This is a genomic window from Nocardia vinacea, assembly GCF_035920345.1.
In the GTDB taxonomy this organism is placed as follows: Bacteria; Actinomycetota; Actinomycetes; order Mycobacteriales; family Mycobacteriaceae; genus Nocardia; species Nocardia vinacea_A.
The window spans coordinates 6,742,534-6,767,331 of sequence record NZ_CP109149.1; the positions used below are offsets into that span (position 1 = coordinate 6,742,534).

General features: G+C 65.2%; 24 protein-coding genes and 1 tRNA gene. 9 read left to right on the forward strand and 16 right to left on the reverse strand.

From position 1 onward, the window contains the following. Positions 1–3 precede the first annotated feature (3 nt). Positions 4–936 carry a tRNA glutamyl-Q(34) synthetase GluQRS gene (gene gluQRS, locus OIE68_RS30755; RefSeq protein ID WP_419150583.1) on the forward strand — a complete coding sequence of 311 codons (933 nt, stop codon included), beginning with the start codon at positions 4–6 and terminating at the stop codon, positions 934–936. Positions 937–981: 45 nt separating this feature from the next. Beyond that, positions 982–1,677 (forward strand): RDD family protein, encoded by a 696-nt coding sequence (locus OIE68_RS30760; RefSeq protein WP_327094501.1) that lies wholly within the window; start codon positions 982–984, stop codon positions 1,675–1,677. A gap of 66 nt (positions 1,678–1,743) precedes the next feature. Here the strand turns inward: OIE68_RS30760 and OIE68_RS30765 are convergent, their stop codons facing one another. After that, complete coding sequence (locus tag OIE68_RS30765; RefSeq protein ID WP_327094502.1) at positions 1,744–2,256, reverse strand: DUF4190 domain-containing protein; 513 nt, start codon at positions 2,254–2,256, stop codon at positions 1,744–1,746. Between the two features lie 29 nt (positions 2,257–2,285). Between OIE68_RS30765 and OIE68_RS30770 the strand changes: the two genes are divergently transcribed. Next, entirely contained in the window at positions 2,286–3,068 is a 783-nt protein-coding gene (locus OIE68_RS30770; protein WP_327094503.1) for a queuosine precursor transporter, read from the forward strand. Between the two features lie 179 nt (positions 3,069–3,247). Here the strand turns inward: OIE68_RS30770 and tgt are convergent, their stop codons facing one another. The 5 genes from tgt to OIE68_RS30795 all read right to left on the reverse strand — a co-directional run bounded on the left by tgt (position 3,248) and on the right by OIE68_RS30795 (position 9,582). Further along, positions 3,248–4,492, reverse strand: coding sequence for a tRNA guanosine(34) transglycosylase Tgt (gene tgt / locus OIE68_RS30775; protein ID WP_419150584.1), 1,245 nt, complete (start codon positions 4,490–4,492; stop codon positions 3,248–3,250). A 140-nt stretch (positions 4,493–4,632) separates the two neighbouring features. Continuing rightward, positions 4,633–6,546, reverse strand: a complete 1,914-nt coding sequence (locus OIE68_RS30780) for an ABC transporter ATP-binding protein (RefSeq protein WP_327094505.1) — start codon at positions 6,544–6,546, stop codon at positions 4,633–4,635. Beyond that, positions 6,543–8,351 (reverse strand): ABC transporter ATP-binding protein, encoded by a 1,809-nt coding sequence (locus OIE68_RS30785; protein ID WP_327094506.1) that lies wholly within the window; start codon positions 8,349–8,351, stop codon positions 6,543–6,545. The genes OIE68_RS30780 and OIE68_RS30785 overlap by 4 nt, the downstream gene beginning before the upstream one ends. Before the next feature lie 105 nt (positions 8,352–8,456). After that, positions 8,457–8,951 (reverse strand): Rrf2 family transcriptional regulator, encoded by a 495-nt coding sequence (locus tag OIE68_RS30790; protein ID WP_327094507.1) that lies wholly within the window; start codon positions 8,949–8,951, stop codon positions 8,457–8,459. A 37-nt stretch (positions 8,952–8,988) separates the two neighbouring features. Continuing rightward, the gene (locus tag OIE68_RS30795; RefSeq protein ID WP_327094508.1) at positions 8,989–9,582 is read right to left on the reverse strand and encodes a TetR/AcrR family transcriptional regulator; all 594 of its coding nucleotides are present in this window, start codon (positions 9,580–9,582) and stop codon (positions 8,989–8,991) included. 238 nt (positions 9,583–9,820) lie between these two features. Between OIE68_RS30795 and OIE68_RS30800 the strand changes: the two genes are divergently transcribed. Further along, positions 9,821–12,118 (forward strand): MMPL family transporter, encoded by a 2,298-nt coding sequence (locus OIE68_RS30800; protein WP_327094509.1) that lies wholly within the window; start codon positions 9,821–9,823, stop codon positions 12,116–12,118. 103 nt (positions 12,119–12,221) lie between these two features. On the opposite strand, the gene OIE68_RS30805 is transcribed toward OIE68_RS30800, so the two are convergent. Then, positions 12,222–12,407, reverse strand: a complete 186-nt coding sequence (locus tag OIE68_RS30805) for a hypothetical protein (RefSeq protein WP_387294071.1) — start codon at positions 12,405–12,407, stop codon at positions 12,222–12,224. A gap of 243 nt (positions 12,408–12,650) precedes the next feature. Between OIE68_RS30805 and OIE68_RS30810 the strand changes: the two genes are divergently transcribed. After that, entirely contained in the window at positions 12,651–13,343 is a 693-nt protein-coding gene (locus OIE68_RS30810; protein ID WP_327094510.1) for an EamA family transporter, read from the forward strand. Here OIE68_RS30810 and OIE68_RS30815 read toward each other — a convergent pair. Continuing rightward, positions 13,340–13,540, reverse strand: a complete 201-nt coding sequence (locus tag OIE68_RS30815; protein ID WP_327101874.1) for a hypothetical protein — start codon at positions 13,538–13,540, stop codon at positions 13,340–13,342. The two genes, OIE68_RS30810 and OIE68_RS30815, sit on opposite strands and share 4 nt — an antisense overlap. Positions 13,541–13,704: 164 nt before the next feature. Further along, positions 13,705–13,920: a hypothetical protein gene (locus OIE68_RS30820; protein ID WP_327094511.1), complete on the reverse strand. Its 216-nt coding sequence runs from the start codon at positions 13,918–13,920 to the stop codon at positions 13,705–13,707. 144 nt (positions 13,921–14,064) lie between these two features. Between OIE68_RS30820 and OIE68_RS30825 the strand changes: the two genes are divergently transcribed. The 3 genes from OIE68_RS30825 to OIE68_RS30835 all read left to right on the forward strand — a co-directional run bounded on the left by OIE68_RS30825 (position 14,065) and on the right by OIE68_RS30835 (position 15,427). After that, positions 14,065–14,352 (forward strand): DUF6191 domain-containing protein, encoded by a 288-nt coding sequence (locus OIE68_RS30825; RefSeq protein WP_327094512.1) that lies wholly within the window; start codon positions 14,065–14,067, stop codon positions 14,350–14,352. Positions 14,353–14,440: 88 nt separating this feature from the next. Further along, positions 14,441–14,614, forward strand: coding sequence for a hypothetical protein (locus OIE68_RS30830; protein ID WP_327094513.1), 174 nt, complete (start codon positions 14,441–14,443; stop codon positions 14,612–14,614). A gap of 645 nt (positions 14,615–15,259) precedes the next feature. Beyond that, on the forward strand, positions 15,260–15,427 hold the full coding sequence (locus OIE68_RS30835; RefSeq protein WP_327094514.1) for a hypothetical protein: 168 nt from the start codon (positions 15,260–15,262) through the stop codon (positions 15,425–15,427). A 7-nt stretch (positions 15,428–15,434) separates the two neighbouring features. Here the strand turns inward: OIE68_RS30835 and OIE68_RS30840 are convergent. From OIE68_RS30840 to OIE68_RS30850, 3 genes are all read right to left on the reverse strand, one after another. Further along, positions 15,435–15,525 (reverse strand) — tRNA-Ser (locus OIE68_RS30840). A 60-nt stretch (positions 15,526–15,585) separates the two neighbouring features. Continuing rightward, positions 15,586–16,047, reverse strand: coding sequence for a nucleoside deaminase (locus OIE68_RS30845; protein ID WP_419150585.1), 462 nt, complete (start codon positions 16,045–16,047; stop codon positions 15,586–15,588). Between the two features lies 1 nt (position 16,048). After that, positions 16,049–16,588, reverse strand: coding sequence for a tRNA adenosine deaminase-associated protein (locus OIE68_RS30850; protein WP_040685930.1), 540 nt, complete (start codon positions 16,586–16,588; stop codon positions 16,049–16,051). A 58-nt stretch (positions 16,589–16,646) separates the two neighbouring features. Between OIE68_RS30850 and OIE68_RS30855 the strand changes: the two genes are divergently transcribed. Continuing rightward, positions 16,647–17,597: a prephenate dehydrogenase gene (locus OIE68_RS30855; RefSeq protein ID WP_327094515.1), complete on the forward strand. Its 951-nt coding sequence runs from the start codon at positions 16,647–16,649 to the stop codon at positions 17,595–17,597. A gap of 244 nt (positions 17,598–17,841) precedes the next feature. Here the strand turns inward: OIE68_RS30855 and OIE68_RS30860 are convergent, their stop codons facing one another. The 4 genes from OIE68_RS30860 to fadD32 all read right to left on the reverse strand — a co-directional run bounded on the left by OIE68_RS30860 (position 17,842) and on the right by fadD32 (position 24,703). After that, positions 17,842–18,357, reverse strand: a complete 516-nt coding sequence (locus OIE68_RS30860; RefSeq protein WP_419150819.1) for a putative glycolipid-binding domain-containing protein — start codon at positions 18,355–18,357, stop codon at positions 17,842–17,844. A 126-nt stretch (positions 18,358–18,483) separates the two neighbouring features. Continuing rightward, positions 18,484–20,691, reverse strand: coding sequence for an ABC transporter ATP-binding protein (locus tag OIE68_RS30865; RefSeq protein WP_327094517.1), 2,208 nt, complete (start codon positions 20,689–20,691; stop codon positions 18,484–18,486). After that, positions 20,688–22,379 carry an ABC transporter ATP-binding protein gene (locus tag OIE68_RS30870; protein ID WP_327101876.1) on the reverse strand — a complete coding sequence of 564 codons (1,692 nt, stop codon included), beginning with the start codon at positions 22,377–22,379 and terminating at the stop codon, positions 20,688–20,690. The genes OIE68_RS30865 and OIE68_RS30870 overlap by 4 nt, the downstream gene beginning before the upstream one ends. 404 nt (positions 22,380–22,783) lie before the next feature. Next, complete coding sequence (gene fadD32 / locus OIE68_RS30875) at positions 22,784–24,703, reverse strand: long-chain-fatty-acid--AMP ligase FadD32 (protein ID WP_419150586.1); 1,920 nt, start codon at positions 24,701–24,703, stop codon at positions 22,784–22,786. Between the last annotated feature and the right edge of the window lie 95 nt (positions 24,704–24,798).

The following is a 24,798-nucleotide window of genomic DNA, read 5'->3' on the forward strand; positions in this document are numbered from 1 at the left end:
AGCATGGCAAACGTGCCAGTAGTCAGAAATCCAGCAGGCAGGTATGCCCCGAGCCCGTCCGGCGATCTGCACATCGGAAATCTGCGCACCGCGGTGCTGGCCTGGTTGTTCGCGCGATCGACCGGACGCCGCTTCGTGCTCCGGATCGACGATCTGGATCGCGTCCGGCCGGGCGCTGAACAGCGCCAACTGGCGGATCTCGCCGCGATCGGACTGGATTGGGACGGTCCCGTAGTCCGGCAGAGCGACCGGCTGCCGCACTATCGAGCGGCCATCGATCGGCTCACAGCGGCCGGTCTCACCTACGAGTGCTATTGCACCCGAAGGGAAATCCAGCAGGCCACGACCGCACCGCACGGACCGCTCGGCCACTATCCAGGCACCTGCCGTGATCTGACCGAGACGGAGCGGGCCGCGCATCGCACCGACGGACGCCCGGCCGCGCTGCGGTTGCGTGCGCACGCAACCGAGTTCGAGATCACCGATGAATTGCACGGGAGCTACCGCGGCCCCGTCGACGATGTCGTACTGCGCCGCGGCGACGGAATTCCGGCGTACAACCTCGCCGTCGTCGTCGACGATGCCGAGCAGCGCATCGATCAGGTGGTCCGCGGCGACGATCTGCTGCCGTCGACGCCACGCCAGGCCTATCTCGCGACGCTGCTCGGGCTTCCGGTTCCGCATTACGCACATGTGCCGCTGGTGCTGAATGCCGCGGGCAAGCGACTGGCCAAACGCGATGGTGCGGTGACACTCGCCGATCAGCTCGCCCTCGGCAGCACACCCGATCGGGTCGCGGCCGCACTGGCCAGTTCCCTGGGCTATCCCCCGGTTTCGCCCGCCGAACTACTCGACGGGTTCGACCCGACCGATCTGACCCAGGAACCGTGGATACTCGATGAGAATGGGTTGTTGCAACCCGCGCGATGTCCGTAACGTACGCAATCGACCGATCTACTGATCACTGACGAGGACACACATATGACAAGCGGTGGGTACGACCCCAACCAATATCCGCAAGGCGGGCAACAACACCCAGGCGGCCAGCAGTACCCGCAGGGTGGACAGCCCCAATACGGCCAGCAGCCGCCGCAGTACGGACAGCAGCCCCAGTACGGGCAGCAGCCGCCGCAGTACGGACAGCAGCCCCAGTATGGACAGCAGCCGCAGTACGGGCAGCAGCCGCAGGATCCCTACGGCCAGCAGCAGCCCTACCCCCAGCAGCCCTATGGCGAGCAGCCGGGATACGGCGGACAGCCCGGTGATATCGGAGCCCGCATCGGCGCCCGCGTCATCGATCACCTGATCGTCAGCATCCCGGTCTACGTCATCATCTTGCTCATCCTGGGCTCCGGACTCGGCGGGCAGATCGTGACCGGTCTGGTGGGCGCGATCGCGTTGCTCGGGTACTTCGTCGGCATGGAGACCTCGCAGGGCACCACCCTCGGCAAGAAGATCGTGGGCCTCAAGGTCGTCGCCCCCGGCGGCGCGGCGAAGATCACCCCGGAGGTTTCGCTGAAGCGCAACCTCTACGTCGCCCTCGGCATCATTCCGTGCATCGGTGGCCTGGCCGAGCTCGGCCTGATCATCTACATGATCATCACCACCTCGCAGGACCCGAACAAGCAGGGCTGGCACGACAAGTTCGCCGGCGGCACCCAGGTCGTCAAGGCCTGATCGCAGACCCCGGATACAACTCAGGGGCGCTCCCGAAATCGGGAGCGCCCCTGATGTTTTCGAGTCTTATGTCGTCGAAAGCGCGACGTTGAGAATCACGTAGACGATGGCGAGCACGATGCCGCCCGCACCCACCCAGATACCGGCCAGCGCCAGGCCGCGGCCCTCCTGTCCGCGCTCCTTGATCTGGTTGAGCGCGATGACACCGAGCACGATCCCGACGATCGAACCGATGCAGGTGCACAGCCCGACCACCGAGGCGACCAGCGAACCGATTGCGAGTCCATTAGTGCCCTGGGCCTGCTGCGGATAGCCGTACGGCTGATACGCGCCCGGATAGGCCGGGTTCTGCGGGTACGGCTGCTGCGCGCCGGCGACCGGCTGCTGCGGGTAGCTCGGGTACTGCGACTGCGGCTGAGGTGGCGGCGTCGGAGCCGGCTGCTGCGGGTACTGCGGCGCGGAGGGGTACTGCGGCGCCGAGGGGTACTGCGGTACCGACCCCTGGGAGCCAGCCTCCGGCGACACGCCTTCGCCGCCGTACTGTTTCCACCATTCGTCGGAATCGCCGGGATTCGTCATTGCTACAGCCTATTCCACAACCTGGTTGGATGAAGCGCGTGAGTGAGTCCAAATCAGTTGAAGAACACCCAGAATCTGGGGGCCCCGCGGCGGCCCACGCGGCATTCGCCGTCGCCGCGCGGGGCTACTACACCCCAGTCGTCGCCCTGTTCACCGCGACGCTGATCATCTCGAATATCTGCGCAACCAAAGGCGTTCAATTCTTCACCGATCATTCGGTGAAACTGGGCCCCATCGAGGTCCTGCCGATCTCCACCGACGGTGCGTGGTTCCTGTTCCCTCTGGCCTACATCATCGGCGACGTGCTCAGCGAGGTATACGGCTTCAAGGCCGCCCGCCGGGCCATCTACTACGGCTTCGCCATCCTGCTGCTCGCGGTCGTCTGCTTCAAGATCGCCATCGAGCTGCCCGCCGCGACCTTCTACGACAATCAGGAAGCCTTCCGATCCGTCATCGGCACCACCCCGCAGCTGGTCGCCGCGGGCCTGGCCGGGTACTTCGTCGGCGAGATGCTGAATTCGGCCTCGCTGGTACTGATCAAGGAGAAGACCAAGGAGAAGCACCTGTGGGCGCGGCTGATCGGCTCCACGATCGTCGGCGAATTCGGTGACACGCTGATCTTCTGCTCGATCGCGGCCACCGCCATCGGCATCGACAGCTGGGGACAGTTCGTGAACTACGTGATCGTCGGCTTCGTCTGGAAGACGCTCGCCGAGGTCATCGTGCTGCCGATCACCTACCGCGTGATCGCCTTCCTGAAGAAGCACGAGCCGAGCTACGCGCCACGCGAAACTCCCGCCCTCCTGAGCTGAAAGTTGTTACGCCCCAGGCCTACTGGGGTGTAACCACAACGGAGCGAGTTTTACGAGCGACCGTTCGCGGCCCGTCTCGCGTCCGAGCCGTCGAAGCGCATGCGACGAAGTCGCGAGTCTCGACGGCTCGGACGCGAGACACCAGGGGCCGCGAACACGCCGCGCCGAAGGCGCGGCAATTAGACAGAGCCTTTCCAACGGCCGAGGGTTTCGGCCTTGTACTCGTCGAAGTAGCCGCCCTCGATGCTCTCGCGAATCCGGTCGACGAGCCGAATCGTGTAGCGCTCGTTGTGAATTGTGCACAGCGTCGAGGCCAGCATCTCCTTGGCCTTGAACAGGTGATGGATATAGGCCCGGGTGTAGTTCGCGCAGGTGTAGCAGTCGCAGGTGTCGTCGATCGGGGTGAAGTCGCGGCGGAATCTGGCGGTATTGATATTGAATCTGCTCTCGGCGACATAGATCGCCGCATTGCGCGCGACCCGGGACGGGTTCACACAGTCGAAGGTGTCCGCTCCGTTCTCCACCGCGACGAAGATGTCCTCCGGTTCGCTGATGCCGAGCATATGCCGCGGCTTGTCCTCGGGCAGTTCATCGCAGCACCAGCCGACGATGGTGCCGAGATTGTGTTTCTCCAGCGCACCGCCGATGCCGTAACCGTCGAAACCCGTTCCGGCACTGCCGCGCAGCGATTCCAGTTCCCGACAGGCCTTGCGCCGCAGGTCTTCGTACTGCGCGCCCTGGATCACCGCGAACAGCGCCTGATACGGGCGATGCGTGCGCGCGGTGGTCAGCCGTTCGTGCTCGTCGATGCAGCGCTGCGCCCATTCGTGCGTGCGCTGCAGCGACCTCTCCTGGTAGGCACGGGTATTCAGCAGGGTGGTCAGCTCGTCGAAGGCGAACATGATGTCCGCGCCGAGTTGATGCTGGATGCCCATCGAAACCTCCGGGGTGAACCGGTGTTTCGAGCCGTCGAGGTGCGAGCGGAAGGTGACGCCGTCATCGTCGACGGTGGCCAAGCGCTCTTTGCCCTTGGCGATCACGTCATCGCTTCGGACGTCGACCGCCTCCATGGCCAGCACCTTCTTGAAGCCGACACCCAGCGACATCACCTGGAAGCCGCCGCTGTCGGTGAAGGTCGGGCCGGGCCAGTTCATGAATTTGCTCAGCCCACCCGCCTCGTCCACGATGTCCGGGCCCGGCTGCAGGTACAGGTGGTAGGCATTCGCCAGCAGCGCCTGCGCGCCGAGTTCCTTCATGGTCTCGGGCAGCACCGCCTTGACCGTCGCCTTGGTGCCGACCGGAATGAATGCGGGCGTCGCGATAGCACCGTGCGGCGTGCTGAGCACGCCCGTTCGACCGTGTCGCCCCGGGATACGGGTACCAACGGTGAACGAGAAAGCTCCAGGATCAGCCACGCCGTACATCCTCTCAGGCACTCCGTAGTGCCCCGCACCATGCTGTCGCACAGCCAACAGGCATCGCGCTCCCCGCACCTTCTCACCACCATCCTGGCAATTGGCGCACACGTTATGCGCGATAGCTGCCCGGTGTGCGGCGCCGCGGGTCAGGCTTCGGCGGCGGCCGCGGCGAACTGGGCGTTGTAGAGGCGGTAGTAGGCGCCGCGTTCTTCGAGGAGTCGCTCGTGGTTGCCGTGTTCGACAATGCGGCCCGCCTCCATGACGACGATCAGGTCGGCGTCACGGATGGTGGACAGGCGGTGGGCGATGACGAAGCTGGTGCGGTCCCGGCGCAGGGCGGCGGTTGCGTGCTGGACCAGCGCCTCGGTGCGGGTGTCGACCGAACTCGTCGCCTCGTCCAGGACCAGGATGGACGGCTTGGCCAGGAAGGCGCGGGCAATGGTGATCAGCTGCTTCTCACCAGCGCTGACGCCCGAACCCTCGTCATCGAGGACCGTGTCGTAACCGTGCGGCAGCGCATGTACGAAGCGGTCGACATAGGCGGCGCGGGCGGCCTCGAGAATATCCGCTTCGCTCGCATTCGGATTGCCGTAGGCGATGTTCTCCCGGATGGTGCCCTTGAACAGCCAGGTGTCCTGCAGCACCATACCGATCCTGGAACGCAGGTGATCGCGGGTGATATCGGTGATATCGACGCCGTCGATGGTGATGGTGCCCGCATCGAGTTCGTAGAACCGGAGCAGCAGATTCACCAGGGTGGTCTTGCCCGCACCGGTCGGACCGACGATGGCAACCACATGTCCCGGCTCGGCGACCAGCGACAGCCGCTCGATGACCGGCGTCTCCGGTTCGTAGCGGAACGACACCGCCTCGAACTCGACCCGGCCGCGATCGACCGGACGGGTGTTCTCCATGACCGGATCCGCCGACTGCTCCTCGGCATCGAGGATCTCGAAGATCCGCTCGGCCGATGCGACGCCGGATTGCAGCAGGTTGGCCATCGCGCCGATCTGGGTCAGCGGCTGGCTGAACTGCCGGGAGTACTGGATGAAGGCCTGCACCTCACCGAGCGACAGATTGCCGGTCGCCACTCGCAGACCGCCGACCAGCGCCACCAGCACGAAGTTCACATTCCCGAGGAACATGATCGCGGGCATGATCAGCCCGGAGATGAACTGCGCCTTGAAACTCGACTCGTAGAGTTCGTTATTGCGCTTATCGAATTCCTGACCGACCTCGCGGTTGCGGCCGAATGCGGTGACCACCTCGTGCCCGGTAAAGGCCTCCTCGACCTGGGCATTCACCATGCCGGTGTACTTCCACTGGTTCACGAAGTGCGGTTTGGAGCGTTTGGCGATCTGTGTAGTGACCACGATCGCGGCGGGCACCGTGAGCAGGGCGATCAACGCGAGCAGCGGCGAAATCCAGAACATCATGATCAGGATGCCGACCACCGAGAACAGCGAGAGGATCAGCTGGCTCATGGTCTGCTGCAGGGTCTGCGACACATTGTCGACGTCATTGGTGACGCGGCTGAGCAGGTCACCGCGCGGTGTGGAATCGAAGTAGCGCAACGGAAGTCGATGGATCTTGTCCTCGACATCGCTGCGCAGCCGCTTCACCGTGCGGTTGATGACGACATTGAGCAGGAAGGACTGCAGCCAGCTGAAGACCGCGGCGCCGATATAGAGCAGCAGCACCAGCATCAGCACCCGGCCGACCGCACCGAAATCCACACCGACACCCGGGGTGACATCCATCGCGCCGAGCATGTCGGCAAAGGTGTTGTTGCCCGCGGCTCGCAGGCGCTGGATCGCCTCTTCTTTGGTGATGCCACTCGGCAATTGGCGGCCGACGACACCATCGAATACCACGTTGGTGGCCTTGCCGAGGATGTAAGGGCCGAGCGTATTCAGCACTACCGAGACGATCGCGAGCGCGACGATCACGCCGACATACACGCGCTCGGGGGCCAGCCTGCGCAACAGCCGCTGCAGCGACGGACCGAACGATTTCGCTTTCGCATCCGGCGCACCGGGATTCACCGCTCCGGGTCTCATCGGATCTCCTCCCGCCGGGTCCGATACCCGTCACCGCTCGCATCGGGCGGCGATGCGTTGCGCTTGGCGAGCACGACGGCCTCATCGGCGCCGAGCTGCGAGGCGACGATCTCCTGGTATTCCGCGCAATCGCGCATCAACTGCTCATGGGTACCGATCCCGGCAATGACGCCGTCCTCGAGCACCACGATCTGATCGGCATCGCGGATGGTGGTAACCCGTTGCGCCACAATGATTACCGAGGCATCCCTGGTCTCCGGCCGCAATGCCTCGCGAAGTCGGGCGTCGGTGGCGACGTCGAGTGCGGAGAACGAATCGTCGAACAGGTAGACCCGCGGCTTCTTCACCAGCGCCCGCGCGATGGCCAACCGCTGACGCTGCCCACCCGAAACAGTGGTGCCGCCCTGCGCGACCGGGGTCTGCAAACCCTGCGGCATATCGCGCACGAAGTCGGCGGCCTGGGCGATCTCCAGACATCGCCACAGTTCCTCGTCGGTGGCGTCCGGATTGCCGTAGCGCAGATTGCCGGCGATGGTGCCGGAGAACAGATATGCCTTCTGTGGCACCAGTCCGAACTGTTCGCGCAGCACTTCGAGGTCGATGTGACGGACGTCGGTGCCGCCGACGTAGACCGCGCCATCGGTCACATCGATGAGCCGGGGAATCAGATTGAGCAGTGTCGTCTTGCCCGCGCCGGTGGAGCCGACGATCGCCGTGGTCGTACCCGGCTCGACCTGGAACCGGATCGCCGACAGCACCGGTTTGTCCGCACCCGGAAAGGCGAATTCGGCGAATCGCAGATCGACCTGGGCCGGATCGCCCTTGAACGGCTGCGGCAGTCGCGGCGGCAGCACCGAGGTCTCGGTCTCGAGCACCTCACCGATCCGGTCGGCCGAGACGGCCGCGCGCGGCGCCATCATGGCCAGAAACGAGGCCATCATGACGGCCATCAGGATCTGCATGATGTAGGACAGCATCGCGGTGAGCGAGCCGATCTGCATTTTGTCGTCATTGATGAGGTGTCCGCCGAACCAGATCACCGCGACGGCGGTGATATTGCTGATCAGCATGACCAGCGGGAACATCAGCGCCATCAGCCGCCCGACCCGCAGCGAGGATTCGGTGAGTTCGGTGTTGGCCACTCCGAAGCGCCAGGTCTCCTGCCGTTCGCGCACGAACGCGCGCACCACCCGGATGCCGGTGATCTGCTCGCGCAGCACCCGGTTGACCTCATCGATCCGTTGCTGCATATCGCGGAAGCCGGGCACCATCTTCGCCACGATGACACCCATCGAAATGGCAAGTGCGGGCACCGCGATGAGCAGCAGCCAGGACAGCCCGAGGTCCTCGCGCAGCGCCATGAAGATGCCGCCGATACACATGATCGGCGCCATCACCAGGATGGTCGCCGACATCACGATCAGCAGCTGAACCTGCTGAATATCGTTGGTATTGCGGGTGATAAGCGAGGGCGCGCCGAACATGCCGACCTCGCGCGCGGAGAAGGTGCCGACCCGGTGCAGCACCGCGCCGCGCAGATCCCGACCCGCGCCCATCGCGGCCTGCGCGCCCAGATAGACCGAGCAAGCCGAGGCGATGATCTGCACGCCGGTGACCGCGAGCATCCACAGACCGGTGGTCCAGATGTAGCCGATATCGCCCTTGGTGACACCGCTATCGATCAGGTCGGCGTTCAGGGTCGGCAGGTACAGCATCGCGATGACCGAGATGAGTTGTAGGCCGACGACGCCCGCCAATTGGGCCCGGTAGGGGGCCAGATGAGTGCGAAGCAGTCTGATCAGCATGATGAAAAGGAGGCTACCGGCAATCCGCACCGTCCGTCGCGAACATTCCTGACCAGCAGCGATGTTCGTGCGCGAGGCTTTCGGCCGGGTATGATCCGATTCGAATTATCGTCGCGCCCAGGCACCGGGATCCTCGGTGAGCGTCCCGATGAATCCGGGCAACCGGTCCTGCGCGATGTCATCGATGGAGACATTCTCCAGCACCGCACGAATATTCACCCGCAGCGCGATCCACACCCGCTGCAACGGTTCGGCCGCACCCGGATACCGCACATCCTCCGGACGCTCGCCGCGCACCGAGGCCAGCGGGCCCTCGATCGCGCGGATCACATCGGCGATGAAGATCTGCGCGGCCGGGCGGGCCAGCCAATAGCCGCCGTCCGGGCCGCGCCTACTGGTCACCAGATCAGCTCTGCGCAATTCGGCGAGTACGGTCTCGAGCACCTTGGGTGGAATATGCTGCGCGGTCGAAATCGCCTCGGCCTTCACCACCGGGGCGACCTGCACAGCGACCCGATCCGACGCACGGTGGATCTGCGGTGCGCGGGCGATCTCCAATAGGGTCCGCACCGCGTAATCGACCCTCGCGCTGATGTGCACGGCGGCTACTCCTGGCCTCTTCGGTGTTCGAACGAATCTACGCGGTATGGCATCCGGTCAGCACACAGGTGGCCGCGTCCAGAAGTGTGCGTTCCACCACGGAATCCGCCACGCCGGGCACGAGTTCGGTGGACAACAGCGCCACCCCGAGTACCTCCAGTGCCGCACTGGCGCGCAGCTTGGCTACGTCGTCGGCGCCGGGTCCGGCGAGCCATTCGCGCAGCACCCGAGTCGAATCCAGCATGTCCGGATACCGGTCGGCCATGACATTGATGATCGCGACGGTGTCGCGGACGCACAGCGCACCCGCGTCGCGATGGCGGATCATGCCGCGCAAATAGGCCCGCAACACGGCGCGCACGCCCTCCTCGTCATGCGGGACCGCATCGATATCCTCGATCACCGAGCGCAAGTGATCCACGATCGGATCGACGATCGCGAGTAACAGATCTAACTTCGAGGCGTAGTGATAGTAGAGCGAAGCCTTTGTGATTCCTACCGCATCCGCGACCTCGCGCAGGCTCGTCTGTTCGAAACCCTTGGCCCCGAACAGCTTTACCGCAGCGTCGCGAATTGCCATTTTTGTGCCGCCACCTGCGACAACAGCGTCGCCCGCGTCACGAACAATCATGGGATGATCCTCTCACCACTCATACGCTGAGCTAACGTTGCCATCAGAATTGAGGTTGTACCTCCGCTTAGCCCCTGGGTAGTCTACCTACCGCACGGTAGGCAGAAAGCGTCAATGGAGGCGGGGCCGGCAGGGCAACCCCGCGAGTGCTGTCTACGCGCCACGCATCAGCACGTAACCAGCCATCCGTCAGCGATTGCTTGCAGGTCGCTCGAAAAGGTCCGCTAGGAGAACCTTCGTGTCCGTTTATCTGTATAGATGGGGAAAGTTCGCTTTCCGCAGGAAATGGATAGTGCTTCCGGTCTGGATTGTCCTGTTCCTGCTGCTCGGCGGCCTCGGCGCGCAGCTCAAGGAGCCGATGACCAATGACTTCAGCATGCCGGCGCTGCCGTCCGCCCGTGCCAACGACATTCTCGACAAGCACTTTCCCGGCGCCTCCGACGCCTTCAAATTCGACGCCGTCACCGGCACCTATGTCATTGCCGCGCCCGACGGCCAGAAGCTGACCGATCCGGCGAACCGGGCGGCGCTGCAGGCCTTCATCGCCAAGCTCGGCACGCTCGACATCGTCGACCACAGCAAGCCGGTGATGGATCCGGTCGAGGCCGCCGAGAAGTCGGGCTGCATCACCGACCCGGATCCGTCCAAGTGCAGTGGCGCACCGCTGAACGTGCTCAGCAAGACGGCGCCCGACTCGGTCGCCTTCTTCAGCGTTCCGTTTACCATCAAGAAGTTCACCGACGTCACCGACGAACAGCGCGAAGCGGCCTACAACGTGGCCAGCGATGCCCGCAATGCCGGGCTGCAGGTGGAGATGAGCGGCTCGATCGCGCAGAAGAACGAGGGACCGAGCGGTAAGTCCGAGCAGATCGGCATGGGCATCGCGCTGGTCGTCATGATCATCGCCTTCGGCGCCATCGTCGCCGCCTTCGTGCCGATCATCACCGCGATCGTCGGCCTCGGCGCGGCCACCTCGCTGATCTTCCTCGGTACCTCGATCATCGAGGTGCCCAGCTTCACCACCTTCCTCGCGTCCATGATCGGCATCGCCCTGTCGATCGACTACGCGCTGTTCATCGTGTCGCGCTACAAACACGAACTGGCGGTGCAGGATTCGCCGGAGGAGGCGGCCGGTACCGCACTCGGTACGGCGGGTTCGGCGGTGGTGTTCGCCGGTCTGACCGTCATCATCGCGCTCGGCGGACTCAGCATCGTCGGCGTCCAGTTCATGACGTTCATGGGCCTGGGTGGTGCGATCGCCGCGGCGTTCGCCGTGCTCACCGCCATCACGCTGATGCCGGCACTGCTCGGAGCGTTCGGCCGGTTCCTGTTCAAGCCGAAGCTGCCGATCGTGGCCCAGCACGATCCCGAGGACGACAAGTCGGTCACCAACGGCATGCGCGTCGGCCGTTTGATCGGCAAGGCGCCCGCGGTGACGCTGCTGCTCAGCGTGGTCGTGCTCGGTCTGCTCGCCGCGCCCGCCGCCGGTCTGAACCTCGGCCTGCCGGGCGACGACAGCCAGCCGAAGACCTCCACCATCCGCAAGGCCTACGAGCTGCGCACCGAGGGCTTCGGTGAGGGCAGCAACGGCGTGCTGAATGTCGCGGTCGACCTCACCAATGTGCCCGCCGACCGGCGCGAGGCCGCGGTAACCGCGCTGCGATCCAAGCTCGCGTCCTACTCGGGCATGGATTACGTGACCGAGGCCAAGTGGAGTGGTGAGGACAAGGCGGGCGCACTGCTCGACGGCGTGCCCAAGTCGGGTCCGAACAACCAGGCCACCAAGGATCTGGTCAGTGACGCCCGCGATGCCGAAGCGCAGATGCAGTCCGAGTACGGCATCGAATACGGCATCACCGGCACCACAGCGATCTTTGCCGATGTCGACCATGTGCTGCTGAGCAAGATCGTGCCGTATCTGGCGATCGTGGCCGGTGCCGCATTCCTGCTGCTGATCCTGGTATTCCGCTCGATCCTGGTGCCGCTGACCGCGGCGCTCGGCTTCCTGCTCTCCATGGCGGCGACCTTCGGTGCGACGGTGCTGGTCTTCCAGGAGGGCAAGCTCGGGCTGATCGAGGATCCGCATCCGCTGGTCAGCTTCCTGCCGATCATGCTGATCGGCCTGGTGTTCGGCCTGGCCATGGATTACCAGGTGTTCCTGGTGACCCGGATGCGCGAGGAGTTCGTCAACGGTAAGTCGCCGAAGGATGCGATGGTCGCCGGTTATCACCACGGCGCCCGGGTCGTCACCTCGGCCGCGATCATCATGATTGCCGTATTCGGTTCCTTCTTGCTGGAAACCGACATCACCGCGAAATCCATGGGCTTCGCGCTGGCGGCGGGCGTATTGATCGACGCGTTCATCGTCCGCATGGTCGTGATCCCATCGCTGCTGGTGCTGATGGGTAAGTGGTCCTGGTGGATTCCGAAGTGGCTGGATCGGATCCTGCCGGATATCGACGTCGAGGGCGCGAAGCTGCGTGAGCTCCAGCAGCACTCCGCGGAGACGGTGAAGGTGCCGGTCGGCGTGAGCTGATCGGAACAAGCGGCTCGGCCCCGCACCCGAATTCGGGTGCGGGGCCGAACACTCCCACCGGAATTCGCCGATGACCACTCGAATTCCGATGGGAGACCGGGTATTACTGGCTGGGCTGCGGCAGGTTACATTCCTCGACCTTCGGGTTCACACCCATGTAGTTGAGCGGACCGGCCAGCGCCGTCACGGCAATGGTGCCGAAACCAGCACAGTTGATCGGGGCGCTGTCGAAGTTGTGGCGCTGACCTGCGGCGACAACGCCGACGACCAGCCAGATCAGCAGAAGCATCGCAAACAGTCGCGCACCAGCGGAAGGCGCTGGTCTCGGGCGGGTAACACGCTCGCGCATCGTCATCGCTTCCTTTCGCACTCGCGTACCAACTCGGATACCCGCACGCGAGACGATCACTCTCCGGCCGGATGAGCGCTTGCGCCGATCACCACAGATCGGGCATCGATCGGCAAGGTAAGCACCGTTTTCGAGAAACCGACCAGTCCATTGTCATTTACTTAGGACACCTAGCTTTCGGCTGTGAAGGTTCAGCCACGCGCGGCTCGCGCGGTGCCCGCGCCCATCCTCATCATCGCCGCTATGGTCAGTATCCAGCTGGGTGCGGGCTTGGCCAAGTATCTGTTCGAGATCATCGGCGCCAGCACGGCGGCAAGTGTGCGTCTGGCCTTCGCGGGCGCCATCGCGCTGCTGCTGTGGCGGCCCTCGCTGCGCGTCGACCGAACGGCACTGCCCGGCATCATCGGCCTCGGTGTCGCCGTCGCCGAGATGAATCTGTGCTTCTATGCCGCCATCGAACGCATACCGCTCGGTATGGCGGTCACCCTGGATTTCCTCGGACCGCTAACCGTTGCGGTCATCGCCTCGCGTCGCCCCCGCGATCTGGTGTGGACGGTGGTGGCCGGGCTGGGTGTGCTGCTGTTCGATCCCCTGGTGCTCACGACGCTCGGCGTTGTCGCGGTGCTCTCGTCGCTGGTGCCGCACGCCATCGAACTCGAAGCGCTGCGCCGGATTTCGGCCGCCACCTTCGGTGTGCTGATGAGTCTGGAACCAGCGGTCGCGGCCGCGGCGGGACTGCTTTTGCTCGGCGAAGATCTCGCGCTCGTCCAGTGCGCCGGTATCGGCCTCGTCATCATCGCCTCGGCGGGCGCTGCCGGCGCCGGTTCTACGAAAACTCCTGAACCACAGCGGAATCTGGAGCCGGTGCCGATCTAGGGACTCGGTTGCGGGACATTGCAATCGGCGATCTTCGGGTTCACGCCCATGTAGTTGAGCGGGCCCGCGAGGACGGTCAGGGCGATCGAGCCGAAGCCCGCACAGTTGATCGGACCGCTGTCGAAATAGTGCCGCTGCCCCGCGGCAACGACGCCGATCACCAGCCAGATCACGATCAGCACACTGCCAAGTTTCATCTCGCCCATATCTCTCCCGCGAACCGCGCGCACGGAATTTCAGCGAATTATCGCATCGTGACAGGCGCGGGCGGGCGCGCCCGACCACACGGCATGTCGCCGCCCGGCAGAGCACGCCCTGAGCCCTGAGGGTGGCCGAACCCTCGGAACTCAGCCCTCACGCACTACTGGCTGGGTTGGGGCACGTTGCAATCCTCGATCTTCGGATTCACGCCCATATAGTTGAGCGGACCGGCGATCACCGTCACCGCAATCGTGCCGAATCCGGCGCAATTGACCGGACCGCTATCGAAATAGTGCCGCTGCCCCGCGGCAACGACGCCGATCACCAGCCAGATCAGCACCAGCAGACTGCCGAATCGAAAATAGGGCTCTCTCATCTAACTCTCGCGAATCAATCGCGCGCGGTTCGTACTGCACCGCATCATCGCTGCGCACCTTCCCCGCGCTTACCTAATCGCCGTATACCCGCCCGCCGCCCACTTACCCAGGAACTCCACAGTCGACGAATTCGTTGATGCCACATGGCGGATTTCCTGGGCTGGTCCATCCCTGGCTGGGTCCTACTGCTGATGGCCGTCGCCCTCTACGAAGCCCTGACCCGAAAACGCCGCAAACGCCGCAACCCCGTATCCGGCACCTTCACAGACGAGTTCACCGCCATGTTCTACGGGACGAAGCGGATGGAATTGGACCACCGGGACTCGGTGTCGATGCTGCGCGACGAGGAAGCGCAGGGTGCGCCGCCTCGGGTCGGGGTCGACCTGGACCAGCAGACTGTTGTCCTGCGGCGGCAGGATTCGGAGCAGTAATCCGGCCACATCGCGCGGATCGAAATCGGTTGCGCGATCAGTGAGCATCTTCTGCAGCCATGCGGATTACCATCGAGGTATGGGTGGTATGAGGATCCAAATTGCCGTCCGACGTCCAGAAGTGGTCACGTTCATCGATGCACACAGCGACAATCGGACCGCGAGCGTCGTGGAGGCGCTGATGCGTGTCCAACGCCGCAGGTTGGCCGAAGCCGAAGCGATCACCATCGGTGTGCGCCAGGCTTTCCCGGACGCGAACTAGAGACGATCGGTCCCCCGGACCCGGCCGGAAAGGTGCGCTGGGCCCACGCGAGAACTCGTGTGCCCGGCACTGAATCAGCTGGCGGCAGCGGCGATTACAGCCATGACTCGCAGGCTGTCCGCCAAGTTGGATCGACGATCTGGCGCAGCGCGGCGAACTAGATATGGTGCCCTGCAAAGCTGCATGCGGTGGATCGGCATTCCGACGGAGTAGTCGGCCAACCATTTGCGCCGCTGCCGCACAGGCACAGTGCGGAATGCCGCCTTAGACAGCCGGTGCCGTTCAGTACTCCCGTGCCGTGTCCGGAACCATGCGGCCCACGTCAATCAGACTTGCCCGGCCGCTTTCTTGCACGGGCATTCCGCAGCGCGGCATCCGCGATGGCGCTGCATGGTCCAATGTGCCTCGGACACACCTGGCGGCACGTCCGGGGCTTCGGTGTGGCCACAGCCCGACCACCGAGAAGTCCGAGCCCGATCATTCGACGCGGTTGCGTTTACGGGAGCCGGCTGCCCTGGCGAACGGCGCTACGTCGATCGGGCCTTGGCCAAGATCTTGCGGAGCTGTCGGCGGCGACTCGAAGACCAAGTTGGCTCCGAACTCGTTCTGCCGCTGGGAATTCGACAGGACTTGCCATCGAAGGCGATGGAGGCCGAACTCGACCAGGCCGCCGACCTGATAACGCGGGGCGACCTCGAGACGGATCTTGCCGTCATTACGCAGGGCGAGCAGCTGCGCAGGCTCGTCCGGATGGCAGCCGCCGCTGAACCCGGAGTCGGCAAGAAAAAGCCCCTCACCTGCGCTAACAGGTGAGGGGCTGTGGCGGTGGCGGAGGGATTTGAACCCTCGGAGGGGGGTTACCCCTCACACGCTTTCGAGGCGTGCTCCTTAGGCCGCTCGGACACGCCACCGCCGACAACCATACCGGACGGTGGGCGGATCGCTAAATCGGCTGTAGAGGGGCTGGGTGGTCAGCGTTGGGTGCGGAAGAAGACGTCGAGGAGGGCTGCGCATTCGGCTTCGAGGACGCCGCCGCGGACCTGTGGGCGGTGATTGAGACGGCGGTCACGAACTACGTCCCAAAGGGAGCCGACAGCACCGGTTTTCGGTTCCCAGGCGCCGAAGACCAGGCGGCCGACGCGGGCGAGCACCAGGGCGCCCGCGCACATGGTGCACGGTTCCAGGGTTACCGCGAGTGTGCACCCCTCCAGACGCCAACCATCGCCGACGACGGCGGCGGCGCGGCGCAGGGCGAGGATCTCGGCGTGCGCGGTCGGGTCGCCGAGGGCCTCCCTGGCGTTGGCCGCGCGCGCGAGCTCTCGGCCGTTGGCATCGAAGACGACGGCACCGACCGGTACGTCGCGATCACCCGCATCGGCTGCGGCGGAGATCGCCGCGCGGACCAGGTCGGTGTCGTCGGTGAGCAGGCCCACGTCAGCGAGGCAGCTTGTCCAGCACAGCCGTGAGTTCGTTGGCGAAACCGAGGCGCTGAGCGATCATGCCGAGCTGCTCATCCGGATAGAGATCGGTCTCGGCGAGGATCACGCTGAGCACGGGTTCGGGCAGGCCGAGGTCGGCGAGTACGCCGAGGTCGCCCTCCTCCCATGGCTCGATATCGTCGAGTTCGTCCGGATCGATGTCCGGAATTTCGACATTGAGGGCCTCGAGGACGTCAGCGGCGATGTCGTAATCGATCGCGGCCGTCGCATCCGAGACCAGCATCCGGGTGCCGCTCGGCGCGGGCCGGAGCACGATGAAGAACTCGTCATCGATATCCAGCAATCCGAACACCGCACCGGAACTGCGCAATGCTTTGAGTTCTGTTTCCGCCGCGGACAAATCGGTGAGCGCGGCCTGACTCAACGGACTACACCGCCATTGTCCTTCTTCGCGGACAACCGCCACTGCGAACCCTTCTACGTCGTCGTAATCATCCGACGCAGCCTTGTTCGTGCCCGAGCGCTGTGCTGCCATGGCCGCAACGGTAGTCGGCTCGAGCCGAAATGTTGAAGTCGTATGCGAATCTGTTCCGATGACTCCTGACCAGAAAGCACCGGTGTGTGTCCTCGGGACAGGCTTGATCGGCGGTTCGCTGCTGCGCGCCGCCGTCGGCGCGGGCTATGACGCGTGGGGTTACAACAGGTCAGAGGCGGGTGCGCAGGCCGCGCGGGCCGACGGATTCGATGTCACGGGGGATCTGCTCGGGGTACTGAACCGGGCCGTCGATACCGATGCGCTGATCGTGGTCGCGGTGCCGATGCCCGCGGTGGACCACATCCTCGCCGAGGTGGCGACCTTCGCGCCGCGCTGCTCGCTCACCGATGTGGTGAGCGTCAAGGCGCCGGTGGCCGAGGCGGTGCGTAGGCACGGGCTCGCGGCTCGCTATGTCGGCGGGCATCCGATGGCCGGTACCTCCGAATCCGGTTGGGCGGCTACCGATCCCGGCCTGTTCCGTGATGCGGTGTGGGCGGTCGGAGTGGATGAGGGCACCCATCCGGAGCCGTGGCTTCGGGTGGCGCGGCTAGCGCTCGCCTGCGATGCGGTGGTTACCCCGGTGGTCGCGGACGAGCACGACCGGGCGGTGGCCCGGATCTCCCATCTGCCGCATGTCCTGGCCGAGGCACTGGCGGTGGCCGGTGCGGCGGGCGGCGATCTGGCGCTCGGACTGGCCGCGGGTTCGTTCCGCGACGGCACCCGCGTCGCCGCCACCGCCCCCGACCTGGTCCGCGCCATCTGCGAACCGAACGCCACCGCCCTGCTGGACGTACTGGAGGAGACGCTCACCGTGCTCGGCGCGGCCCGCGACAGCCTCCGCGACGAAGGCACCCTGGTCGACCTCGTCGAAGCCGGGCACGACGGCCGCGAACGCTATGCAACCGCCCAGCGCTGGGAGATCACCGATATCCGCCCCGGCGACCACAACTGGCGGGAGGCGCTGCGCGAGGCAGGCCAGCGCGGCGGGGTGATCACCGAGCTGGACTGATCGCAGCACACGGATCCGAACACAGAGGAGACAGCCTCATCGCGGCGCTCGCGAGCGCGGCGTGGGAATCACCGTCCCCCGGACGGGCGCGTTTGCGGCAAGTAGGCCGACGCGGCCGGGTGCTCACGAAGCCGCACCACATTGCGCGCCACGCAGCAATTCGTCCGGCGAATCCGTGCGCGGCGCGTGGAAATGTGCGCGGCGCCGCAGCAGTGATTCACGCGTGAAGGTGCCAGGCGCCGGGTCAGATGCGCTCGGCGAGACCCGGGTAGTCGAGGAGGAAGCCGTCGGCGTCGACGGTGACGGTGGCGCTGGAGACGGGAGAAAGCACGCTGATGCCGGTGGCGCCGCTGCTGTAGGTGAGGCTGGCTTCCTGGACCAGGAGGTCGGGGAGGCGGACGTAGACGACCGGTACCTGGATGTTGTCGACGCCGTTCTGCAGGGCGAAGCGGCGGATGGGGAGGGTGTTGAAGAACGGGCTGAGTACGACATCGACGTCGAGGGCGCCCGCGAAAGTGGAGCGGACGTGGCCGCCGCCGGCATCGACGAGCCAGTAGTTCTCCTCGTCCCTGGCGATCGAGGCCTGTCGTTCCCCGGCGGCGGTGGTGCTGCGCAGGGACAGTCGCTTCGTGACGCCGTTCTCGTCGGTGACCAGGTCATACGACGCACTGAACGCAGGATGGTCGGCGCATTCGCCGCCGATCATGCGACCGGCGGCGCGGATGCGGTTGCCATTGAGCGTCACGCGGACGGACTCCATCCGTGACGCGTTGTGGGCGCGCCACGTGAGGATCGCCGGCCACCGCGATGTCGCCGGTTGGCTGTCGGGGCCGAGGTCTGGGTTCGTCACGTATCTACCGTAAGCGACGCACGCGCCTTGCCCGCATCACACCAGCGACTCTCGCCATGCCGCGTGCAGGCTGGCGAACCGGCCGGTGCCCCCGATGAGCTCGCTCGGCGTGCCGTCCTCGACGATCCGACCCGATTCCAGCACCAGCACGCGGTCGGCGATGGCGACCGTGGAGAGCCGGTGCGCAATGATCACGGCGGTGCGATCGCGCAGCACCGTCTCCAGTGCTCGCTGGATCTGCCGCTCGCTCGGAATGTCCAGACTCGAGGTCGCCTCGTCCAGCACGATCACCGCCGGATCCGCGAGGAACACCCTGGCGAACGCGACCAGCTGCCGCTGCCCCGCCGACAATCGCCCACCGCGTTTGCGCACGTCGGTGTCGAAGCCCTCGGGCAGCGCGGTGACGAACTCGTACAGCCCGACCGCGCGCGCCGCCGCGAACACCTCCGCATCACTGGCCTCCGGCCGGCCGAGCCGAATATTGTCGGCCACCGATCCGGAGAACAGATACGACTCCTGCGTAACCATCACGACATTGCGCCGCAGATCCGCATCGGACAACCGCCGCAGGTCGATACCGTCCAAGATGACCGTGCCGCCCGACGGGTCATAGAACCGCGTCAACAACTTAGCCAACGTGGACTTGCCCGCACCGGTCGCACCGACCACCGCGATCACCTGCCCGGCCGGAATCTCCAGGGAGAACTCGGGCAGTACCGGACGCGCTCGTCCGCGCTCCTCGGATTGCGGCACAGCGCCTTCGAGACTCGCCACCGCGGCGTCGCCCCGCAGCCGCCCAGCCACACTCGGTCGCACCGCATCCGAACCCTTCGAGACGACGTCCACCACAGTGCGTCCGGCGGAATCCGAATCGGCCAGCGCATGCCCCGGGGTCACCCCGCCCACGCTCGACGCCACCACATCAGGACTATCCGACACGCCTGCAACAGTCCCTCGAGCCGAATCCGACAGCCCGAGCACGGCATCGGCATCGGCATCGGCATCGGCATCGGCATCGGCATCGGCATCGGCATCGGCATCCGAAGATTCCGGCTCCGCGGGCCGAGCGGCAGACGATCCGTAGCCGAACCACACCCGGTCCATCCGCACGGCACCGGTCGCCTTCATCAGCACAATCGGCTCCTCGGGCTCCCGAACCGAGGGTTCCTCCTCGAGCACACCGGAGATCTTCTCCAGCGCTGCCGCCGCGGACTGGTAGGCGTTGAATACCTGGGCGAGTTCGTCGAGGGGGCCGTAGAACTCGTTGAGATACAACAGGTATGCCGCGAGGACGCCGACGGCGAGGTTGCCCTCGATCACCTGCCAGGCGCCGACCACGATGACGATCGCCGTGGTCAGATTGCCGAGCAGCCGGGTGAGACCGGCATAGTCGCCCATGCCGCGCATCGCGGCGGTGGTGGCCTGGAAGTATTCGGCGTCCTCGGTTGCCAGCACCGATTCGTTGCGGGCTTCGCGACGGAAGGCCTGCACCGCCCGAATGCCGCCCATCGACTCCACGAACTGCACGACCACTTTCGCGATGGCGCCGCGGGTGCGCCGGTAGCCCGCCCGCTGCCTGCGCTGCGCCCAACGGGTGACCAGCGCCAATGGCACGAATCCGAGCAGCACGATGGCGGCGAGCGTCTGATCGAGGTAGATCAGCAGCACCGCGATGGTCAGCACCGAAAGGATCGCGCTCAGCGCCTGATTCAGCGCGCTCTCCAGCAACTGCTGCAGAGTTTCGATATCACCGGTCAGTCGCGCGACGACCTTGCCGGAGGTGTACTGCTCGTGGAAGGCGACGCTGAGCCGCTGCATATGGGCGAACAGCCGGACCCGCAGATCGAAAAGCACACTCTGGCTGAGCCTTCCGGAGATCCGCAGGAAGACGAAGGTGGTGCAGACTCCGACGCCGACCGCACAAACGTAACCCGCGACGGTGCGTGCCAAGGGTGCCCAGTTCCCCGCGACGCCCTCGGCGATGCCGGTGTCGAGCCCGTGCGCGACGAACAGTGGCGCCGACACCATCGCGGCATTGTCGAGCACGATCAGCAGCAGGGCGAAGACCGCGAGTTTGCGGTACGGCCGGATCAGGCTCAGCAGCAGGCGCCGAGATCGACCGGCCAGCACCAGATTTCCGGTCTCGGTGACCGCCTTGTCCTCGTTGGTGATGCCGCGCCAGTCGGCGACCTCGTCGCGGTCGGCCGAATCGTCTGCGGGGGCGGTGGTTTCGGTGGTGGTCATGATTCACCGCCCATCAGTTCGCGGTAGCGACTGCTGTTTTTGAGTAGTTGATCGTGGGCGCCCTCCGCGACGATCCGGCCGTCGGCGAGCAGCGCCACCCGGTCGGCCAGTGCGGCGGTCGAAGGTCGGTGCGCCACAATCAATGTGGTGGCACCGGCCAGTACCGTGCGCAGCCGTTCCTGTACGCGCTCCTCGGTCTCCACATCGAGTGCGGACAGCGGGTCGTCGAGCACCATGATCCGAGTCCGCTCCCCCGCGCTTTCACGCGCGAGCACCGCGCGGGCCAGGGCCAGCCGCTGGCGCTGACCACCGGACAGGCTCAGCCCCTGCTCACCGATTCGGGTATCCAGTCCCCACGGCAGGTCGTTCACGAAATCGGTGGCCTGGGCGACATCCAGCGCGCGCCGCACATCGTCGTCGGTGGCCTCCGGATCGCCGAGCGCGACGTTCTCCCGCACACTCGCCGAGAACAGCACCGGCTCCTCGAATGCCACCGAGACCAGCGAACGCAGATCGGACACCCGCATCGACGCGATATCGATACCGTCGATGGTGATGGCGCCGTCGGTCACGTCGTAGAGCCGCGGAATCAGGTTGAGCAGCGCCGTTTTGCCGCTACCGGTCGCGCCGACCAGCGCCACCGTCTCACCCGGGCGCACCTTCAGCGAAATATCCTGCAGCACTTCACCCTTCGCGTCGGGAAAGGCGAAGCGCACGCCGTGCACAGTCAGTTCGCCGACGATCCGCTCCGGCAGTGCCACCGGATCCGCGGGATCAGCGATTTCGACGGGGGTGTCGATGATCTCCCAGAACCGGTCCGCCGCCGTGCGCGCATCGTTCCACTCGGCGAGCAGGAAGCCGGTCCAGATGATCGGCCACTGCAGGAAGGTCGCCAGTGTGATGCTCGCGACCAGGGTGCCGAGCGTCATCGTCTCGTGTGCTACGGCGTAACCGCCGTAGCCGAGCGCGAAGGCGATGGCCAACTGCGGCAGGCACACCATCGCCGACCAGAGCGTGGCGTCCAGCCGCACCTTGAGCAGTTCGGTCTGCTGCAGTTCCCGTGACTGCGCGGTGAACCGCCCGCCGAAGAACACACCGCGACCGAATGCCTTCAACACCCGGATACCCTGCGCGGACTCCTCGGCAGTGGTTGCCAGGTCGCCGGCCTGATCTTGCGAGCGCCGCGAGGCAACACCGTAGCGCCGCTCGAATCGCAGGCAGACGTAGGACAGCGGGATCGCAAGGAACGCGAAGGTCAGCCCGATCTGCCAGCTCAGCGCGAACAGCACCACCAGACCGATCGGGATAACGATGAAGTGGATGATCAGGAACGGCCCGGCGAATGCGACGAACCGCTTCATGGTGCCCATATCGTCGACCGCGCGGGAGAGCAGCTGGCCGGACTCCCAGGCATCGTGCCGTCCGATCGAGAGCGTCTGCAGCTTACGGAAGATCTTGGCGCGCATATCGATCTCGAACTGGGCCGCGGGCTTCGCGATCAGCCACCGCCGACCCCAAACGCCGCACGCCTCCAGCAGACCGAGCGACAGCACCAGCAGCACCGGAAACACGACGCCGCCGAAATCACGCCGCTGGATCGGGCCGTCGATAATTCGCGCGATGACCAGCGGAATCATGATCGCCGTCAAGGTGGCGAGCACCGCGAGCGTGGTGGCGCCGAGCAGCATGAACCGATGCGGCCGCAGATACGGCCAGAACCGACGAAGCGATTGCAGGCGGCCCGGCACCGCGGCGGCGGGCCGCTCGGGTCTGTCGACCTCCGTGTCGGCCAATGGCGTTTCGAGCGTGACGGACAAAGCTCCCCCTCGTGATCGTCTTGGATTGGCTGTGTCGCGAACGGATCCCCGGTGATGTTCGCATCGGGGTCCGACATTTCAGCGTGGCATCAGTCCCGAGATCGGCCAACCGGTTTTCCGCCACGTCCACAGCCAACAACCTCGAGTAACCTCGAGGTCAAGAACCCCCGCGACACCCCCGATCCGCGCCATAGACGCACCGCACACGACATCGGCGCCCAGATTCCCGGGCGCCGATTGCCGTTGCTTCAATTGTACCGTCGTATAACCCGAGCTCAGACGGACATATGCTCCGGTTCCACCGGTGCGTCCGGAAAGTCCTGCTGCTGATAGCCGCCGCGCAATGTGCCCTCCAAATACGCGGCGCGGCAGGCGCGCCGGGCGATCTTGCCGCTGGACGTGCGCGGAATCGAGCCCGCCGGAACCAGCAGCAGATCACGCACCGTGACGCCGTGGCGCTGTGCGATCGCGCCCCGCACGATATCGGCGATCGGCTGCGGATCCAGCTTCGCCGCACCGGTGCCGCGTTCGGCCACGATGACCAACTGCTCCGAGGTGTCATCGGCATCGAAGGTGAGTCCGGAATGGCTGCCCTGTTCGAATACCGATGCGGGCAATTGATTCGCGGGCACCGAGAATGCCGCGACGAATCCGGGCCGCAGTGCGGTACTGGATTCCTGCGCCGAGAATTCCAGATCCTGCGGATAGTGGTTGCGCCCGTCGACGATCACCAGATCCTTCACCCGGCCGGTGATATACAGCTCGCCCTCCAGGTAGACACCGAAGTCGCCGGTGCGCATCCACTTCGCGTCCGGATCGGTGCCCTGTGCGTGACTGCCCTCCGGTAGTCGTTGCGCCAAGATGTTGTGGAAGGTCGCGGCGGTTTCGTCCGGCCGACCCCAGTACCCGATGCCCATATTGTCACCGTGCAGCCAGATTTCGCCGACTTCGCCGTTACCGCGTTCGATGCCGGTTTCCGGATCGACGATCACCGCCCACTGCGATAGCGCCACGTAACCGCAGGACACCTGCGCGATCGAATTCTCCGTGCCCTTCGGCACTTCCACCATCCGACCCGCATTGAGCTCATTGCGATCGACGTAGACGACTTTCGCCTCGTCCTCGGCTTTGGTCGCGGAAACGAACAAGGTCGCCTCGGCCATGCCGTAACAGGGCTTCAGCGCGGTCTTGGGCAGACCGTACGGCGCGAACGTCTCATTGAATTTCTGCATCGACGACACCGAAACCGGCTCGCTGCCGTTGATCAGCCCGATCACATTCGAAAGATCCAGTTCTTCACCGGCTTTCGGCTTACCGCGGGCGGCCGCATGCTCGTATGCGAAATTCGGTGCGGCCGCGAAAGTTCCGGCGCCGTCGGAGGCGGCGGCCAGTTCCTTGATCCAGCGATACGGCCGCCGCACGAAAGCGCTCGGCGACATGATCGTGATGAATCCGCCGCCGATGGTCGGCAGGATCACGGACAGCAGACCCATATCGTGGAACAACGGCAGCCAGGTGACGCCACGCGAATTCTCTTGCACCCCAATGGCATCGATCATTTGCAGCAAATTTGTGCCGACCCCGCGGTGGGTGATCTCGACACCGGCCGGGGTCCTGGTCGACCCCGAGGTGTACTGCAGATAGGCGACGCTGTCGATATTGATGTCCGGTCGCATCCAGGTCGAGCCGACGCTGTCCGGAATCGCGTCCACGGCAATAATCCGCGGACGCTGAGCCGCCGGCAGGTGCCGGAAAAATTTCCGTACCCCCGCCGCGGCCGAACCGACTGTCAGAATCGCCGACGGCGTGCAGTCATTGAGCACCGCATGCAGGCGATCGGTGTGCCCCTGCTCCTCCGGATCGAACAGCGGCACCGCGGTATTGCCCGCGTAAACCGCCGCGAAGATCGAGACGACATAGTCCAGCCCCTGCGGGGCCAGCACCGCCACCCGATCACCCTGCCGAGTCACCTGCTGCAGCCTGGCCGCGACGGCACGCAGCCGCACGCCGAATTCGTGCCAGGTCAATTCGATGTACTCGCCGTCGCGCTCGCGCGAGTAGTCGATGTAGCGGTAGGCGAGCTCGTCGCCGTTCTCCGCGCTGTGCTTGTCGACGAAGTCGATCAGGGTCTTATCGCCACGGATTTTGATATTGCCCTGATCGTCCAAATAGTCGTCGAAGGTCTCGTCGATCATCGCCTTATCCTTTTGCCAACGCAGGCACTCAGGCCGTGCGATTACACCGAACACAGGTCGATAACGAAGCGTCGGGAAGGCTAGCAGGTGCGCCT